The organism is Vibrio vulnificus CMCP6 (assembly GCF_000039765.1).
Classification (GTDB): Bacteria; Pseudomonadota; Gammaproteobacteria; order Enterobacterales; family Vibrionaceae; genus Vibrio; species Vibrio vulnificus_B.
On the sequence record NC_004459.3, the window covers coordinates 2,318,040 to 2,334,870 of the forward strand.

The 16,831-nt window shown below is 47.6% G+C and carries 11 protein-coding genes; 8 read left to right on the forward strand and 3 right to left on the reverse strand.

Translation table 11 applies throughout. The features are described 5' to 3' along the window. Positions 1 to 289: 289 nt before the first annotated feature. From VV1_RS10820 to VV1_RS10830, 3 genes are all read right to left on the reverse strand, one after another. On the reverse strand, positions 290 to 2,065 hold the full coding sequence (locus tag VV1_RS10820; RefSeq protein WP_011080167.1) for an ABC transporter transmembrane domain-containing protein: 1,776 nt from the start codon (positions 2,063 to 2,065) through the stop codon (positions 290 to 292). Continuing rightward, the gene (locus tag VV1_RS10825; RefSeq protein ID WP_011080168.1) at positions 2,065 to 3,810 is read right to left on the reverse strand and encodes an ABC transporter transmembrane domain-containing protein; all 1,746 of its coding nucleotides are present in this window, start codon (positions 3,808 to 3,810) and stop codon (positions 2,065 to 2,067) included. The genes VV1_RS10820 and VV1_RS10825 overlap by 1 nt, the downstream gene beginning before the upstream one ends. Before the next feature lie 534 nt (positions 3,811 to 4,344). Further along, complete coding sequence (locus VV1_RS10830) at positions 4,345 to 5,892, reverse strand: alanine/glycine:cation symporter family protein (protein ID WP_011080169.1); 1,548 nt, start codon at positions 5,890 to 5,892, stop codon at positions 4,345 to 4,347. 612 nt (positions 5,893 to 6,504) lie between these two features. Between VV1_RS10830 and VV1_RS10835 the strand changes: the two genes are divergently transcribed. Genes VV1_RS10835 through VV1_RS10870 form a run of 8 tightly spaced genes read left to right on the forward strand, consistent with a single transcriptional unit; the run spans position 6,505 to position 16,828 of the window. Next, the gene (locus VV1_RS10835) at positions 6,505 to 7,920 is read left to right on the forward strand and encodes an undecaprenyl-phosphate glucose phosphotransferase (RefSeq protein ID WP_011080170.1); all 1,416 of its coding nucleotides are present in this window, start codon (positions 6,505 to 6,507) and stop codon (positions 7,918 to 7,920) included. Then, entirely contained in the window at positions 7,898 to 9,196 is a 1,299-nt protein-coding gene (locus VV1_RS10840; RefSeq protein WP_011080171.1) for a capsular polysaccharide biosynthesis protein, read from the forward strand. The genes VV1_RS10835 and VV1_RS10840 overlap by 23 nt, the downstream gene beginning before the upstream one ends. A gap of 14 nt (positions 9,197 to 9,210) precedes the next feature. Next, on the forward strand, positions 9,211 to 9,786 hold the full coding sequence (locus VV1_RS10845) for a polysaccharide biosynthesis/export family protein (RefSeq protein ID WP_043920971.1): 576 nt from the start codon (positions 9,211 to 9,213) through the stop codon (positions 9,784 to 9,786). Position 9,787: 1 nt separating this feature from the next. Next, positions 9,788 to 11,959 (forward strand): GumC family protein, encoded by a 2,172-nt coding sequence (locus VV1_RS10850; RefSeq protein ID WP_011080173.1) that lies wholly within the window; start codon positions 9,788 to 9,790, stop codon positions 11,957 to 11,959. Position 11,960: 1 nt separating this feature from the next. Next, positions 11,961 to 13,196: a lipopolysaccharide biosynthesis protein gene (locus tag VV1_RS10855; RefSeq protein ID WP_011080174.1), complete on the forward strand. Its 1,236-nt coding sequence runs from the start codon at positions 11,961 to 11,963 to the stop codon at positions 13,194 to 13,196. Further along, positions 13,183 to 14,583, forward strand: coding sequence for a hypothetical protein (locus tag VV1_RS10860; RefSeq protein WP_011080175.1), 1,401 nt, complete (start codon positions 13,183 to 13,185; stop codon positions 14,581 to 14,583). The genes VV1_RS10855 and VV1_RS10860 overlap by 14 nt, the downstream gene beginning before the upstream one ends. A 44-nt stretch (positions 14,584 to 14,627) precedes the next feature. Beyond that, entirely contained in the window at positions 14,628 to 15,626 is a 999-nt protein-coding gene (locus VV1_RS10865; protein ID WP_011080176.1) for a glycosyltransferase family 2 protein, read from the forward strand. After that, on the forward strand, positions 15,623 to 16,828 hold the full coding sequence (locus VV1_RS10870) for a glycosyltransferase family 4 protein (RefSeq protein ID WP_011080177.1): 1,206 nt from the start codon (positions 15,623 to 15,625) through the stop codon (positions 16,826 to 16,828). The genes VV1_RS10865 and VV1_RS10870 overlap by 4 nt, the downstream gene beginning before the upstream one ends. Positions 16,829 to 16,831: the final 3 nt, after the last annotated feature.

Sequence of the window (16,831 nt, forward strand, 5' to 3'; positions counted from 1 at the left end):
TGATAGATATGACGAATAACAACCAGTCTTTCTGTTGGAGTAGTTATTTAAAGATGAAAGACACTGACAGTCTCACTCAAGTATAGGTATTTAACGGCTTCACAAGCAGTCAAAATCGTGAGACGACAAAATTGTACAATAAATATCTCATGAAATGCGAGTGGTTTATCGCTTCTAACCTAGGGGTAAATTGTAAATTTATTAAGAAATCACGTGGAATTAACGTAAGGATAAGCCGTGCCTTAGATTCTGGCACGGCTTATGTGTGCATCAAGTGTAAAAAGCGGGGTTAGCTGGCTTGTTCCAGTTCTTGCTCCTCCTGCTGTTCAATTTCCTTGATATGCTGGCCTGCTTGTTGCAACTGGTACATCTGTGCGTAGCGCCCTTGCTGGGCAAGCAGTTGTTTGTGACTGCCCATTTCAACCAAATCTCCGTGGTGTAAAACCACAATTTTGTCGGCCTCCATAATGGTGGAAAGGCGGTGTGCAATCACCACTAGCGTCATATCATGGCGTAGGGCATTCAAACTGCGCTGTATCAGCGCCTCAGTCCCTGAATCGATGTTTGCCGTCGCTTCGTCGAGGATTAAAATTTTCGGCTTAGCGATAAGCACTCGGGCCATGGCCAACAACTGTTTTTGTCCAGCAGAGAGGTTGGTTTCTCCTTGGCCCAGTTGGGTGTCCAGCAATTGAGGGTAGCGTTTGATCTGCTCAGCCAAACCTACTTGTTCTAAAGATTGCCAAATGATGTCGTCTGAGACTTCTCTTCCCAAGGCAATATTTTCTCTGACCGAGGTTGGCAGAATATGTGGATCTTGTTGAACCATCGCCACGTCTTTTCGCAGCACCGATTTTGCCAATGAAGCAATAGGGCGTCCATCCAGTTTCAGTTTGCCTTGGCTTACTGGGTAAAAGCCCATCAATAGCGAAGCGAGGGTACTTTTTCCGCTACCCGTGTGGCCGACCAAAGCGACGAACTGCTGGTGTTCCACGTCAATGTCGATCTTTTTCAATACCTGCTGCTTACCATCGTAGCTAAAGCTCAGTTGCTCTATGGCGATGGAACCACTTTTAAGTGGCTGCTGATCATGACCATAGCTTTGCTCCGGTGCATCCATCATTTCAAAAATACGCTCGCTGGCCACTAAAGCTTGTTGCAGTAGCGCTAGCTGTTGCGTCATTTCAATTAATGGTTCGGTAATACGGCCAAGGTAGCTGATAAACGCGTACAGTACACCAACACCAATGAGCTCGGTACCACTGAAACCAAAAATGGCAACGAGGGTGAGTAAAGCGATGCCCGCCAATAAATCCATCAAGGGTCGAAGTAAAATACCATTCAGCTTGATGACTTTACGACCCGCTTTGAAATGCTGCTCAGTCAGTTGATTAAACTGCTGGTTGAAGCGTTTTTCTTGGCGCATCAGTTGGATCACGCTCATCCCTTGGATCGATTCGCTCATATTGCCATTGATGTCAGTGAGCAAATCACGCATAACGCGATAGGCGTGAGTGCTCAACTTTTGGAACAAGGCCATAAAAGCCACCACCACAGGCAAGAGAATCAGTACAACTAAGGTCAGTTGCCAGCTTAAGATCAACATCACTCCCAGCATGACTAAAATCATCACAAGATTCTTAACCACCGACGCAATAAGAAGCTCGTAGAACTGCTGCAGAGATTCCGTGTCGTTGGTGAGTCTTGAGACCAGCTTGCCAGTAGGGGTGTAATCGAAAGCCGACAAAGGTTGCTTGATCACACGATTAAATGCCTGCTTGCGAATGGTTTTAATGATGCCTGTCGCGACAATGTTAAATTGCAAACCTTGGAGATATTGAAACAAAGCTGAGCAAAGCAGCAGGCCAATATAGCCACTAGCAAGTAAGATAAGTGTCTGTTGAGTGTAATCGTCTTTGGTAATGTGCTCGTCAATAAAGTGTTGGATGAGCCAAGGGCCACCCGCATTGCTGACAGCCGCAATCAACAAAAAGACTAAACCCGTTATCATGGGTTTTGGTTGCGCCAATGGATAAGCAAATAAACGTTTCAACGTGGTCTTTTTCATTAGTTTGCCTCCTCCATTGCTTGTTCGAGTTGTTGATATTGATACATTTCTGCATACCAACCTTGTGCGCCAATTAAACTGGCATGATTTCCGCGCTCGGCAATGTGCCCGTGATTAAACACCACAATTTCATTGGCTTGCTCTAACGCTGTCAGTCGGTGGGCAATCACAATCAATGATTGGTGGCGATAGTACTGCTCAAGGTTACGCAAAATTTCGTGCTCGGTTCGTCCGTCCACTGCTGAAAGGGCATCGTCGAGAATAAGAATTTCTGCGTTGAGCAACATCGCTCGGGCAATGGCAATTCGCTGTTTTTGCCCGCCGGATAACGTAATCCCTTTCTCTCCGACTTCGGTGTCGTAGCCGTCTGGGAATTTCAAAATGTCATCGTGAATACAGGCCAATTTGGCCGCTTGATACACCTCTTGTTGGCTTGCGTCCGGCCTTCCTAACGCGATGTTGTCATAGATAGAGCACGAAAACAGAAAGGGTGTTTGACTCACAACGGCAAATTTCTCGCGCCACTGCTCAAGGTTTGCTTGTTTGAGCGAGATATCACCGTAGCGAATATCGCCCTGTTTCAGCTCTTGTTGACGAAGCAGCAAGGCAATCAAGGTTGATTTACCGCTGCCAACGGGCCCCGCGATACCAAGCATTGCGCCTGGCTGCAAGGTAATGTGGCACTGAGAAAGTGCGGCAGGTAAGTCCGCATTCCAGTGATAGTGGTCAATCTCGATCGCAAGTGGCTGAGCATTTTGTGTTAATGGCAAATCCCCACTTTTAATTTCTGGCTCTTGTTGGAAAATTTCCTCGAGACGATTCCACGCAGCGGATCCACGTTCAAGAATGTTGAATAGGAAAGCAAACGCCAGCATTGGCCAAATCATCAAGCCTAAATACATCGTAAAGGCAGTGAGATCGCCCAATGTGATCGCTTTCTGATGAACGAGATAGGCTCCAACGCTGATGCTTAAGAAAAAGGAAAGCCCGATAGAGAGTTGAATGGCTGGGTCAAATCGTGCGTCCACCCGCGCGACCGCAATGTTCTTGTCACCCGTTTCATCGACCATTTTCTCAAAGCGTGCTTGTTCTTGCTCTTCCAAGCCAAAGGCGCGCAACATTCTCACACCATTGAGAGACTCTTGAGTCAGATCGGAAAGCTCAGAGAACGCCTCTTGAGCGATGCGAAAACGCTGATGCAAAATACGCACAATGTAAAAGATGGTGATCGCCAAAAACGGCATTGGCAGCAACGCCATCACCGTCAACTTCCAACTGATTTGTGTCACCATGATGATCAACACCGCAATGCCAGTGATCAGCGAATCCGCTGCGGTTAACACGCCTTCACCCGCGGTCACGACGACATTTTTTACGTCGTTGGTGCCACGAGCCATGAGATCGCCAGTTTTGTAGCGTTCAAAAAATCGGGGTGGCTGTTTCGATAAATGTTGGTAGAGACGATTTCGCAAAATGCTGCCAAGCTCAATACTGGCGCCAAATAGCCACACTCGCCACAACACTCGGCAGCCATAAATGGCGAACATAATCAGAGTTAAACCGGCAAACCACTGCAGCATTTCAGTGGTGGACATGGTATTGGCAACGATACCGTCAACGATGTGACCCACTGCTTTGGGCGTTACCAGTTGCATCGCAGAGATGAGCATAAAAAGCAGAATAGAACCACAATAGTGCTTCCACCTGAGTTTGAAAAACCACCTTAAATTCCAGAATATTTTCACTTAAGCCTCCTGCACTGATTGTGACGTCTCTTGAACTAAACGAAGGAGAAACACGTTGCGAAGAGAGCGCTTCACGTTATGTCGAGGCGTGAGCCTCATGTTACCTCAAACGTTGTAAAGAGAGTTTGTTGCTCGTTGTATGAGAGTGATACTGCTTTCTCATCGCGGAGTTTTGTTATGTTGAATAGTAAAGACCCGACGAGATGCGATTTGAGATCGTGTGTGGTATTGACACCTAGGTGACAAATACGAGTTACCGGACGACATAAGCATGCAAGTGAGCGCTCAACGTCTGGTATGAGAGAGAAAAAGCCTATCGGGAATGTTCAATTATTCGTCGTCTGAATAGAATTACAAGATGATTTTTTGAACTCTTGAAAAAACGGCACAAAGTAGTGCCGCGAGCGTTATCCAGCGATGAAGTTCATCATTTTTAACCATTGGAGGAGAAGATGTTGGTGGATCGTCATATTTTGATTAATCGACAAAAAACAGCAACCGAAGTTGCTGTTTTTTAACGAGAGTATCCGACAGTTACGCTTGTGTCGGTTCTTCGATATTTTGCTGCTGTACTTTGTAGACTTTGCCTGCTTGTAGGCGCGCTAGATAATCTTTCATATCGCGTTTAACTTCAGGAACAAGAATGTATAGGCCAACAATGTTCACCAATGCCATGGCGAAGATCATCGCATCAGAGAAGTCGATGACTGGGCCTAGGTTCATGGCAGAGCCAATCACGACAAACATGCAGAATTTAATTTTGAAAATCAGCTCTGCAGTCTTGCTTTCACCGAATAGGTAAGTCCAGGCTTTCAAGCCGTAGTATGACCATGAAATCATCGTTGAAAACGCGAACAGCACCACTGCGATCGCTAGGATGTATGGGAACCAGCTAATGGCACTGCCGAAAGCGGCAGACGTCAGTTCAACACCCGCGAGACCAGAGCCGTTATCCAAGTAACCAGTAATGATGATCACTAAGGCGGTCATAGTACAAATCACGACGGTATCGATGAAGGGTTCAAGGAGCGAAACAAAACCTTCAGACATCGGCTCTTTGGTTTTTACTGCCGCGTGTGCGATGGCCGCTGAGCCTACACCTGCTTCATTCGAGAATGCCGCACGTTTAAAGCCCTGAATCAATACACCAATCACACCGCCAGTGATGCCTTCGCCAGTAAAGGCGCCATTGAAAATCGCCGCGAATGCGTCGTCAATGCGGTCAAAGTTCATCGCGATAATGATCAATGCGGTACCAACGTAGATACCCGCCATAAATGGCACCACTTTCTCGGTCACTTTTGCGATCGATTTAATACCACCGATGATCACGACGCCGACGATGGCGGCGAGGATCAAACCAAATAGCCAACCTTTGTCAGCAAGGAATGAAGATGCTCCGCCCGTCACTTCTACCACTTGCTTAAACGCTTGGTTGGCTTGGAACATGTTACCGCCCCCCAAAGCACCACCAATGGCGAATACGGAGAAGAGTACTGCAAGAGTTCGACCAAACGCTGCGTTACCGCGATCGGCGAGACCTTTGCTGAGGTAGTACATAGGACCACCCGACACTGAGCCGTCTGGGTTGGTATTGCGGTATTTCACGCCCAGTGCACATTCAACAAACTTACTCGACATGCCAAGTAGGCCTGCCAGGATCATCCAGAATGTGGCGCCTGCACCCCCGATAGAGACCGCGACGGCAACACCGGCAATGTTACCAAGGCCAACCGTACCGGAAAGGGCGGTGGTTAAGGCTTGAAAGTGAGAAACTTCACCTTGGTCTTTGGCTTTAGGATCAGAGTATTTGCCCGAAACCAGATCAATCGCGTGTTTAAAACCGCGTACGTTAATGAAGCCGAGATAAAAAGTGAAAAACGTCGCAGCAACGACGAGCCACAATACAATCCAAGGAACCTGTACGTCAGAAAAAGGGAATGGAATGGTCGAGAAGATCATTCCAACAAAGGGGTTGACGATAGGTGCCACGACCTCGTTGATTTTTTCATCCAAGCCGGCTGCTGAAGCGTTGAACGCCACAGTACTGCCTAACATGGCCAGCATTACATTTTTTACCATTGTGTATCCTGTCTGTTCTTTAATAGAAACGAATAATTATTATCTGATGTTGTGTTGTTACCTTTTTGTAACATTGTGCATTATTCTGAGTGGTAACAATTTTGCAACACATATTGATAGTTTTATGATCTACCCGTCACTACGTGATGTTCGTCGAAAAAATGCTTGATCCAAAGTGATTAGTTTGTATTTAGACAGGCAATCAAAGTCAAAGATGCGATTGCCCAACGCCTTGTTATTGTGGGTCGGCGTGCTGGCAATTCTGTGTGTCGACTTTTTCTTTGGTGTTTTTGTTACCAACGATAAGATCTAAAAATCGGATGTATTCAACGATTTACATCATCCCTCCTCGCATTCTTCGCTCGCGCTCGGTAATATGCCTCTGAGTTTGCAATGTCTCATTGGTGCGACGAATGCTTTGGCGTTGTTACTTATTTGGGTGATCAATGTCGATTATTTGAAATATTAATTTGACAACTTCTTGACAGTGCTGGTGTCAAATTTATGTACATTGCGACCGTTTTTTCTCATCCAAACAATCATTCGTATCAATATCGACTTGTGTTTTTTAACAAGGTCTATGTGTTTCAAGGTTGTAGATAGGTTCTCGTAATGACTTCAAATAAAGCACTAAAGTTTGCCGATGATGGATACGCTACTTTATTGAAAATAGCCGACTTCCTTCTCATCAACTTTTCACTCTTCATTTTCATTGCTTTGCTCGGGGAAGAGGAAACCGCCATTGATGTCACTGCAGGATTTATCTTTTCGATTATCTTTCTGCTTGGCGGTGAATATCTGGGCCTCTATTCGCAATCTCGCATACGCAGAGTGCGTGCATCACTGGCCAGACTGTGCGCTGTAATATTCCTGTCTGCTTTTATGATGGTGTTTGTGCGATTTGGTTTTTTGGGACTAAAAGGCATTTCCATCACAAACCTTAATCCAACACTGTTGAACTACTGGTATGTACTGGTGTTGGCTTTCTTGAGCCTTTTCCGAGTTTCTATCATTTCCGTTGTGCGAGCGGTTATTAAGCTGGCTAATCGTAAAAAACGCATTGCGATCATTGGCCTTACGCCAGCGGGATTGGCGATTTCCCAATCATTAGTGCGAGACTACAACGAAAATGATATTGAGCTGGCGTTTTATGATGACAGAGAGGAAGAGCGCTTTGGGTATTTAACGCAGGCACCGTACAAGGGCAAAGTTGACGTTGCGTTAGAGCTTGCTCGAGAACGCAAACTGGATGAAGTGTACATAGCGTTGCCCATGGTAGCCAAAGATCGCATCCGCAACTATCTCAATGCATTATCTGACAGCACCGTGGATACGTATCTGGTGCCAGATCTTTATACCTATAACTTGTCGGTTTCTAAGGTGAAATCGGTAGGTGGAGTGCAAACCTTCAGCGTCTTTGCCTCGCCTTTTGATGGGGTGGGGGCGTTTTTCAAACGCGTCGAAGACCTTGTCATTGGCTCGCTGATCACCCTTTTGATCTTGCCTGTACTGGTTGCGGTTGCCGTTGGTGTGAAGCTTAGCTCTCCTGGCCCGGTACTGTTTAAGCAAGACCGCTATGGCCTTGGTGGCAAGAAAATCAAAGTGTGGAAGTTTCGTTCAATGCGCGTGATGGAAAACGATGCGGTCGTGACGCAAGCCACCAAGAATGACCCGCGCGTGACCAAATTTGGCGCTTTTATCCGCCGAACCTCACTAGACGAACTGCCGCAGTTTATCAACGTACTGCAAGGCTCGATGTCGATTGTTGGGCCTCGACCACACGCGGTTGCTCACAATGAAGAATATCGAGTGTTGGTCGATAACTACATGATCAGACACAAAATTAAGCCTGGCATTACGGGGTGGGCGCAAATCAATGGATACCGTGGCGAAACCGAAACGGTCGATAAAATGGAAAAGCGAATCCAATACGATATTCAGTACATGCAAAACTGGAGTCTATGGTTGGATATCAAAATTATTTTCATGACGGTATTCAAAGGCTTTGTTAGTGAGACAGCTTACTAGTGCCATCTTCGGGTTGCTCGTTTGTTTGCCAGTTAATGCAGAGCTAACCCCGAAGTCGCATATCGGCATTGCGGGCATCGATTTTCAGTCACAGCTCGCTGCGAGCTACGGCTCAAATGACAATGTGACGTATCAAACAGATGATCAGCAGGCGCAGCAATCTGACTATGTTCAATTAGCGCCTTACCTTCAGGCGATTGGTGTTCGAGGGGAAGATCGTTATCTGTTGGCTTACAGCGGAGAATACCGCCAATACGCCGATTCGCCAGCTGATGATTATGCACGGCATTTTCTGCAGTTCGAAGGAGCATGGCGTTTTGGCCAAAAACACGGGCTAACATGGAACATCGCGCAAACCTACGATCAAGAAGAGCGGGGTGATGAACTCACGCAAGGGTTTAGCGAAAGTCAGTTTGAACAATACGGATTTTCTCAGCATGGTCTGAGAAATAGCATGTTTGATACCCGTTTGCGCTACAGCTATGGCGCATTACAAGGTCGCGGCAAGTTGGAAGTGATGTTGCAAAGCAAGCAGCTCAGCTTTCGTGATACCGACGATATTGCCAAAGCCAATGCGAATTTTCTCCGTTACGTTGAAGAGCAGCAGTGGCGTGAAGACAGCTTAGTGGTGGATTTGTTTGACCAAGTGAGCAGTCATAGCCGCTTTCGTTATAGCTTCATCACCAATCAACGACATTATGAAGAAAACGAGAGAAAAAACAGCAATGAGTACTACTTGCTGTTTGGCGTAAAAACCGAATTGACCGGCAAAACGACCTTGGAAGCGGAGACAGCATTGCTGCAAAAAAGCTTCCCGAACAACGGTGAAGCTGAGACGTTTCGAGGGGTTAACTGGGATGTGGAAGCCAATTGGCGACCAGTGAAACATTCAACGTTTACTTTGTATACATGGCAACGCGTCAAAGATCCGAGTGAAGAAGGGGGCTACATCCTCAATAGTCACTACGGCGTTGCTTGGCAGCATCAATGGTGGGTGAAACGTCTGTCATCGCGAATCGAGTATGGCTATGAAGCGGAAGATTATCGTATGGCCAACAATGACCGCCGAGATGAAACGCAGATCGTCAAAGTATCTTTGGGTTACGACTTTAGACCATCGGTTCGTCTCGAGATGAATTATCAGTGGAATGGAATGGACTCGAACGAAGAGGTTGACCGTTTCAACATTGGTAGCAACGGGTCAAGTGAGTGGGTTGAGCGCCAATTAGGATACGACCAGTCATTCATCGAATTGCAATTGAAGTTGCAGATATAAAAAGGTTTGGAAAAATGCAAAGAGTACTTCTTTTAATATTCAGTCTGTTATGGCTTGGGCAAGGGATGGCGGAAACGTTAGACGCCCCCTCGTCTCCTCAAGTGACTCAGAAAGAATCGCGCGACGCATCGTTGGATGATTACCACTTAGGCACTGGCGATAAAATCGAGATCATCGTTTATGGTGAAGACGATTTATCGATGAAACTGAAAATTGGTAAAGCTGGCCTAGTGAACTTCCCTTACATTGGTGAAGTGAAGCTAACTGGTAGAACGCCGAGCGAGATTGAAACTGAGATCGAAAACCGTCTACGCGGAGATTACCTTCTTAACCCAATGGTAACGGTCAATCTTGAGTCATTTCGCTTGTTCTATATCTCTGGCGAGGTTGAGCAGCCAAATGGCTATGAATACCAGCCTCGTTTAACCGTTGAACAGGCCATCGCCATGGCGGGTGGCTTTACCGATCGCGCCGACAAAGGCGATATCAATATCCGTTCAGGCTCGACTTTGGAGCTGATTGAAGATGTTGAACTCACGCACCCTGTGAACCCGGGTGACACTGTAATTGTAGAACAGAGCTTTTTCTAATATGGCAGCAGGAATGGTCGCGCGCGGCAAGAAAGTTGAAAACAGTATCGATTTTACGCCGTTTCTTAAAGCGTTGAAAAAGAATGGATTAAAAATAGTGCTTTTTACTGCGCTGGTTACCGGAGCCTGCGTGCCTTTGATCATGTCGATGGGGTCAAAGTACATCTCGACCGCGGCGGTGTTGCTTAAAGCACAAGCTGACAACGCCACGCCGATTGAGCAGGTCGATGGCTACGATTCAACTCGTGCTCAGTATTACGAAACGCAACTGAACCTGATGCAGTCTCGCGTGGTGCTTGAGCGTGTGGTAAAGCAGCTTAAGCTGGACGAAAACAGTCAATACAATCGCGACAAGATAATCTCAGAGTCGCCCTTGACCTGGCAGTTGCCAGAGCAACAGCGTATGGACAACGCGATCAAAACATTGCGTAAAGGGCTCACATTCACGCCGGTGCGTTTGACGCAATTGGTTTATGTCTCTTACGAATCGTCAGACGCCGCAGAAGCAGCGCGCATTGCCAACGCTGTTGCGCAGGGTTTCATTGACTACAGCGTTGAGCAAAAAATGGCAAAAACGCAAACTGCTCAACAGTGGAATGAAAGCCAAATGGCGGAGCTGCGTGAACAAGTCGCAGCCAAAAAGAAAGAGATGGAGCACTTCCTCGACAAAGAGGGCTTGTTAACTTTTCGTGGCATTGATGGCTTTGAAACGGAAGAGTTGGGCATCACCACCAACAAACTGGCTGATGCGAAAGAGCGTCGTTTGGCGGCTCAAGCTCAGTATGAAATTGTGCTCAACAATATCGATGCGCCGTTGGAAGACATTGCCGCGATTCCTGAGATCTCAAGTCACCCACAGTTGCAAGATCTGCGAATTGCCCTGATTCAAGCCAAGCGTAAGCTCTTCGACTTGCAAAACAAATACGGTCCAAAGCATAACAAGGTGCTGGAAGCCAAGGCGCAAATTCAAGCGATCGAAGGCCAAACTAAGAACCTGCTTAATGAGCTAAAAGACGGCTTGTACAAGCAGTATCAAGCAGCGCTTACCAAAGAGAATCGCTACAAAGCTCTGCTCAACGAGCAGAAAAAGCAGTTCCGCACCTTGGTGGCCAAACGTGACCAATACGAGAGCATGAAGCTGGATTTGCAAAAGACGGAAGATCTTTATAAGAGCCTGTTTTTACGCAGCAAAGAGCAATCGCTCACTGCGCAGTATCGCGAACCCGATGCACTGATTTATGACCCTGCGGTTGCGGCGGAGCGTCCACAAAAGCCAAACAAAAAACTGTTGTTGGTGATGGTGTTTGTACTCTCACTGATGATCGCCTTGTTGTTTGTGATTGTGCGTACCGCCATGAACCAAACGGTCAGCACATTGGCTCAGTTGCCTAGCAAACTTGGCCTTGCACCATTAGCGGACTTACCCGAGTTTGCTGAGGGCGTTGAACGCGCGGCTTTGGTTAAACTGATTGCCAGCAATCAGCAAGCGATGGAAACCATTCACGGCATCAACAGCGCGGTGTTACTGAAAGCACCGACCGCTCGAACCTTGGGCGTGGTTGCCAGTTGTGAGGGCGAAGGGGCAAGCTTGGTAGCTCAGTTGATGGCACAAAGCCTTGCAGCAAACCATCGAACCTTGCTGGTGGACCTCGATTATCGCACCCAAACGGGGCTATCGTTGCCTTTTGAGTCTCAATCAGAGCAGGAATCCGTTGTGGCAACAGGTTTTGCGCAATGGTTGGGCGCCGAACAACAAGCAACAACGCTGACTTTGTCTGATTATGTACAGCCAATGGAGCAGGGCGGCGATTGGTTACCACGAGGAGCGCTAACGCAATCGCCGTTGCTATTGCTGGGTCAAGAAGGAGCCAAGCACGCTTTTGAGCAGCTCGCACTCCATTACGACCGTGTGGTGGTGAACTTACCCAGCCTGCATGAAAACAAAGATGCACAGTTGATCGCTAAATGGCTAGACCAAGTGTTGGTGGTGATTCAAGCCGATACGCGTCAGGCGACGGCCATTCGTCATGATCTTGCCAAGCTTGAGCAAGAGGGAGTTTGTTTGTTAGGTGGGGTGCTTAATCGCGTGAATGCCGATGAACTGATCAGCGAAGAGTCGCTCGCCTTTGTTATGCATGGGGCATTGTCGGCACTCGATAACCTAGGTCGATAGCATGAGTTTATTGAAAAGCATCACCACGGTCGCAGGCTCATCCATTATTTCGCAAGTCATTGGTGCGTTTTCCATTTGGTTGATTTCGCACCGCTACGGCATGGCGGAAGTAGGGCAATACGCACTGACCTATAGTATTGTGCTAATTGGCGCGCAGATTGCGACCTTTGCTTCGCAATTGCTGCTGCCAAAGCAGTCATCCGAGCAATTAGGGCAAAATGTGGTGTTTTGCTTTGTGCAAACCAGCGTGTTGGCATTGCCCTATACGGTGGTTGTGGTCGCGCTTTTCGAGCAATCTTTGCTTTGGGTCTATGGTTTAACCTTGGCCCATGCGTGGATTTTGATTTCTGAAAACCTGCTGATGCGAGATGAGAAGATCACGCTGCTCGCGACACAAAGACTGATGGTTTCGGTATTGGTCGCCTTGTGTGTTTACTTTTCTCGTGAGCCAGCAGAGATCTACTGGGCGTGGACAGCGGCGTTATTGGTGCTGATCGCGCTGTGGCTTCTCTATTCCATTCCATTTAAACGCATCCAACTTCGCCATTTCTCTTGGGCGTCTAATTGGCGCTTTTTACGTGAGCATCGTCAGCATATTGCTGGCATTGGCAGCGCGGAAGTCATGGCGATGGTCAACGGTAATCTGCCCATCGTATTGATTACTTATTGGTTTTCGCCGTTGATCGCGGGCTACTTTGCGGTCGTGAGCCGCTTCTGTTTGTCTCCGGTGGTGATTGTTGGCAACGCTGTGCGCAACTCGATTTTTTCAAAGTGGTCGGTGGATTTTCGCCACCAACGCTTTAATTACCCAGAGTTCCTCAAGGTAAGACAGTTGTTGCTTATGATGGGGATGGCGGCAACCGCTGGGGTTTACCTGTTTTATCCGTTGGTGATGCAGTTTGCCACCGCGCAGCAATGGGTCAGCCAAGAGTGGTTGGACTCCGTTCCTACCTCACAATACATGTTGCCGTATCTGTTCACTGCTCTGGCGATTTGTCCGCTGACCGTGGTGGAGCTGGTGTTTGGCTCTCCGAGGTATTTTTTCCGAATTCAGTGTGAGCAGTTTGCCGTGGTGATGGTGGCGTTCGTCATCATGCCGTATTGGTCGGCCAGCTATGAAGCGTCGATTATCGCGTTTGCCGCTTTATCAGCCTTGCGTTACGGCTTTATTTATCTCACGGTGAACAAACGAGCGCGCAGTATGAGCGATAGCGAGGTGCTGCGTGACACTCAATAATGGCTTTTACTTACAAGGACTCGCTTGGATAACCCTAGTGGTGTGCGGTTTGGTACAGTATTTCACGGGCATCGGTTCGGTGCTGTGGCTACCATTTATTTTGGCCTGTGTGATGGTCATTTTATTGATGATGCAAACACGTTTCAGCCAGTTTTCGCTTGATACACAAGAGCAGCTTATCTTGTTTGGCCTTGTGGCCCTGTTTATCTTGGCCCTGTTATCGACCGTGTTACAAAACGGCGTGACCGTCACCATTGTGGGCTTTAAAAACGAGTTGGCGATGGCGCTGATAACACTGTGCTTATTGCTTGGCTTTTGCCGCGAATCCCAAATCTATCGTGTGACTCAAACGCTGTACTGGATTTTCTATCTGCAATTTCCGGTGATTGCTTATCAAGTTTTGGTCATGGTGCCAAAACGCGTTGCCGCGATGGGGGAGTACGAAAAGTGGGACTCTGTGGTGGGCACGTTTGGCGGTGATCCACTAGGAGGCGGGAACACCGCCGCTCTGGGGCTGTTTTGCCTACTTATCATGTTGCTCAAATTGTCTGAATACAAACATGGTGTGGCGACAAAGCGCAGCACGCTGCTGCACATCATTGCCGCGTTTGCGGTTTGCGTATTGGGCGAAATTAAGTTTGTCATTCTTATTTCGCCTCTGCTTTTGGCTTTTACGTGGTTTGCTCCCAGCTATTTGAAAGGCATGCGCCGATACGGACTAAAAATGGTGTTGATCATCCTCTTCGGGATGTTGGCTCTGATCACCATCGCGGTATTGGTGTTGGCAGGCTCTTATGCGTCGGCATTTGGTGGTGACCCAAGCAAAGGAGCGTTGATGGTGTTCATCGACTCTCTCTCCTACGCGTTTGATCCTCATTACATCATGCCTTCTGGTGAGTTGGGGCGAATGACCACCTTGTTCTTTTGGCAAGAAAATAGCGATTTGTATGGTTGGCCAAGCCAATGGTTTGGCTATGGCCTTAATGCCACCAACCACGGCAGCTCAGTTGCGCCGGGTTTTCTGAATCAGGTGTTCAATGTTCTGCTGGATTCCACCTCGCTAAGCATGATGCTTTGGGAGCTCGGGCTAGCTGGTTTACTGCTGTTTGTTGCGGTCGTGGGCACCATCGTGTGGGTTGCCTTGCCAACACCGCAACTCGATATCGAGTCAATCAACGATGAAGACCGACGATTACTGGCATCACAACCGGCGTTTATCGCCTTCATTATCGCCGTGCTGCTCAGCCTGCCGTATAGCCAAATCTTAATGTTAGTTCCTATGTTGCAGTTTCTATTTTACTTCGCGTTAGGCGCGGTGGTGGTGATTCGCCAATCGGTAAGGCAGCAAGTAACCCATTGTGATTTTGCGATGCGTGATGAAGCGTAATACGCAGCTAGATAACACAGAATGATCAATAAAAAGAGTGAGATATGACCATTAAGCCATTAATCAGTGTCATCATTAAAACCTACAATGAACAGCAAGGCATCGCGAATACGATCGACAGTATTCGCCAAAACCTTGCTGCTTTTCCTCACGAGATTCTGGTGGCGGACAGCCTTTCTACCGATGAAACACCCTCTATCGCGCTAGCCAAGGGGGCAACCGTAGTCAGCCTAGTGAATGAAAGTGAGCGTTGTTGTGGAGTGGGCCATCAATTGGGTTATCTCCATGCCAAAGGTGAATTTCTACTCTTGATGGATGGCGATATGGAACTGGCTCCTGGCTTTATTGAAGCGGGTGTCGACTTTTTGCGTTCTCATCCTACTTATGCCGGTGTGGCTGGCATGGTTGAGATGGATGATGCCGTTAGCTACGAATTCAAATCACGCAAACAGCGCCTACACAAAATCTACCCTCTGGGGGATTGCACGCATCTCGGCGGAGGTGGCCTTTACCGCAAAAGTGCCATTGATGAGATCGGTTATCTCACTAACCGTAACTTACACGCGTATGAAGAAGCCGAGTTGGGCATGCGTTTGAAGCACGCTGGCTATAAGCTGCATCGCTTAGCGCAGCCTTATTTTCACCACACTTCTTATGATCTCTCCACTTGGCAATTGCTCAAATATCGCTGGCGCAGCCAGTATTTGTTTGCGCCGGGCGAGCTGTTGAGAAGCGCTTGGGGGAAACCGCATTTCCGCGATGCTCTGCATACGGTTAAAAACGAAGCGATATTCACTCTCTATCTCGGTGTACTGCTGGCAGCACTATGCACGTTGAAGCCTGTGGTGATTGCGCTGGCGCTCATGCCTCTTAGTGCTTTTTTTCTGCTTAAAGCGCTCAAAAATCGTTCTTTGCGCGATGCGGCGCAAAGCGTGATCAACCTAACTGTCTTTTCGGCAGGGTTGGTTCGAGGGCTGTTTTCCGCTCATAACGATCCACATCAAGCACCACAAAATACCTTAACGAAAGGAGAGCAAGCATGAAAGTATTGTTGGTTAACAAGTTCTTCTTTTTGAAAGGCGGTGCTGAGACGGTGTTTTTTCAAGAGCGTGAGCTGCTTCAGTCGGCGGGTTTCGAGATCATCGATTTCGCCATGAAGCATGAGAAAAACCTCACTTCCTCATACAGCGACTTTTTTGTCGACAACGTCGACTACCACCAAGGGCATGGGATCAGCAGTAGCTTGAAGACCGCTTGGGCGTTTATTCACAACAGTGATGCGTGTGCCAAGCTAAAAGCACTGATTGAGCAAGAACAGCCACAAGTCGTACATTTTCATAATATTTACCATCAGTTGACACCCTCACTGATTAAAGTGGCAAAATCTGCGGGTTGCAAAACGGTACTTACGGCACACGATACGAAAATTGCTTGCCCGAGTTACACCATGTATCGCCAAGGTAAAACTTGCGAAGCCTGCCTAGATGGCAGTGTTTGGAACGCGACACGTTACCGTTGCCAACAAGGATCTCTATTTAAAAGTGTGTTGCTTTCACTCGAAGCAACCTATCAATCTTTAGCGGGAAATTATCGCGCGCTTGACGTGATTATTTCTCCGAGCGAATTTCTTGCGAGCATCTTGCGCCGCAAGTTACCAGAAAACCACATTGAAGTGATTGTCAATGGCATCGACGAAAACGTCGATTGCAGCGACGTCAGTGATGACGGTTATTTTCTCTATCTAGGACGATTAAGTCAGGAAAAAGGCGTAGCGACGCTGGCGGCTGCTTATCAGCAGTCACAACGCTTGTTGCCGCTCAAAGTAGTGGGGGATGGCCCACTGCATGACACGTTAAAACAGCAATACAGCATGATCGAATTTCTGGGCTTTCAATCTGGCGATGCATTACATCAACTGATTAAAAAAGCCAGTGCGATCGTGGTGCCGTCAGAGTGCTATGAGAACTGTTCAATGTCCGTTCTTGAGGCGATGGCGTATGGAAAACCCGTGATTGGAGCCAATATTGGAGGGATTCCAGAGCAGGTAAGAGAGGGAACGGAAGGGCATCTATTTGTTGCAGGGAACTCTACTTCTTTGGCTGAGGTAATGGACACTTTTGCCCAACATCCAGAGAAGGCGGCTCAATTAGGCCACAATGCGCGTCAACGATTAGAACAGCGTTACTCGTTGACCCGTCATCAACAAAGCTTAATGAGTCTTTACCGAAATCTAATCAATAAGTGAGAA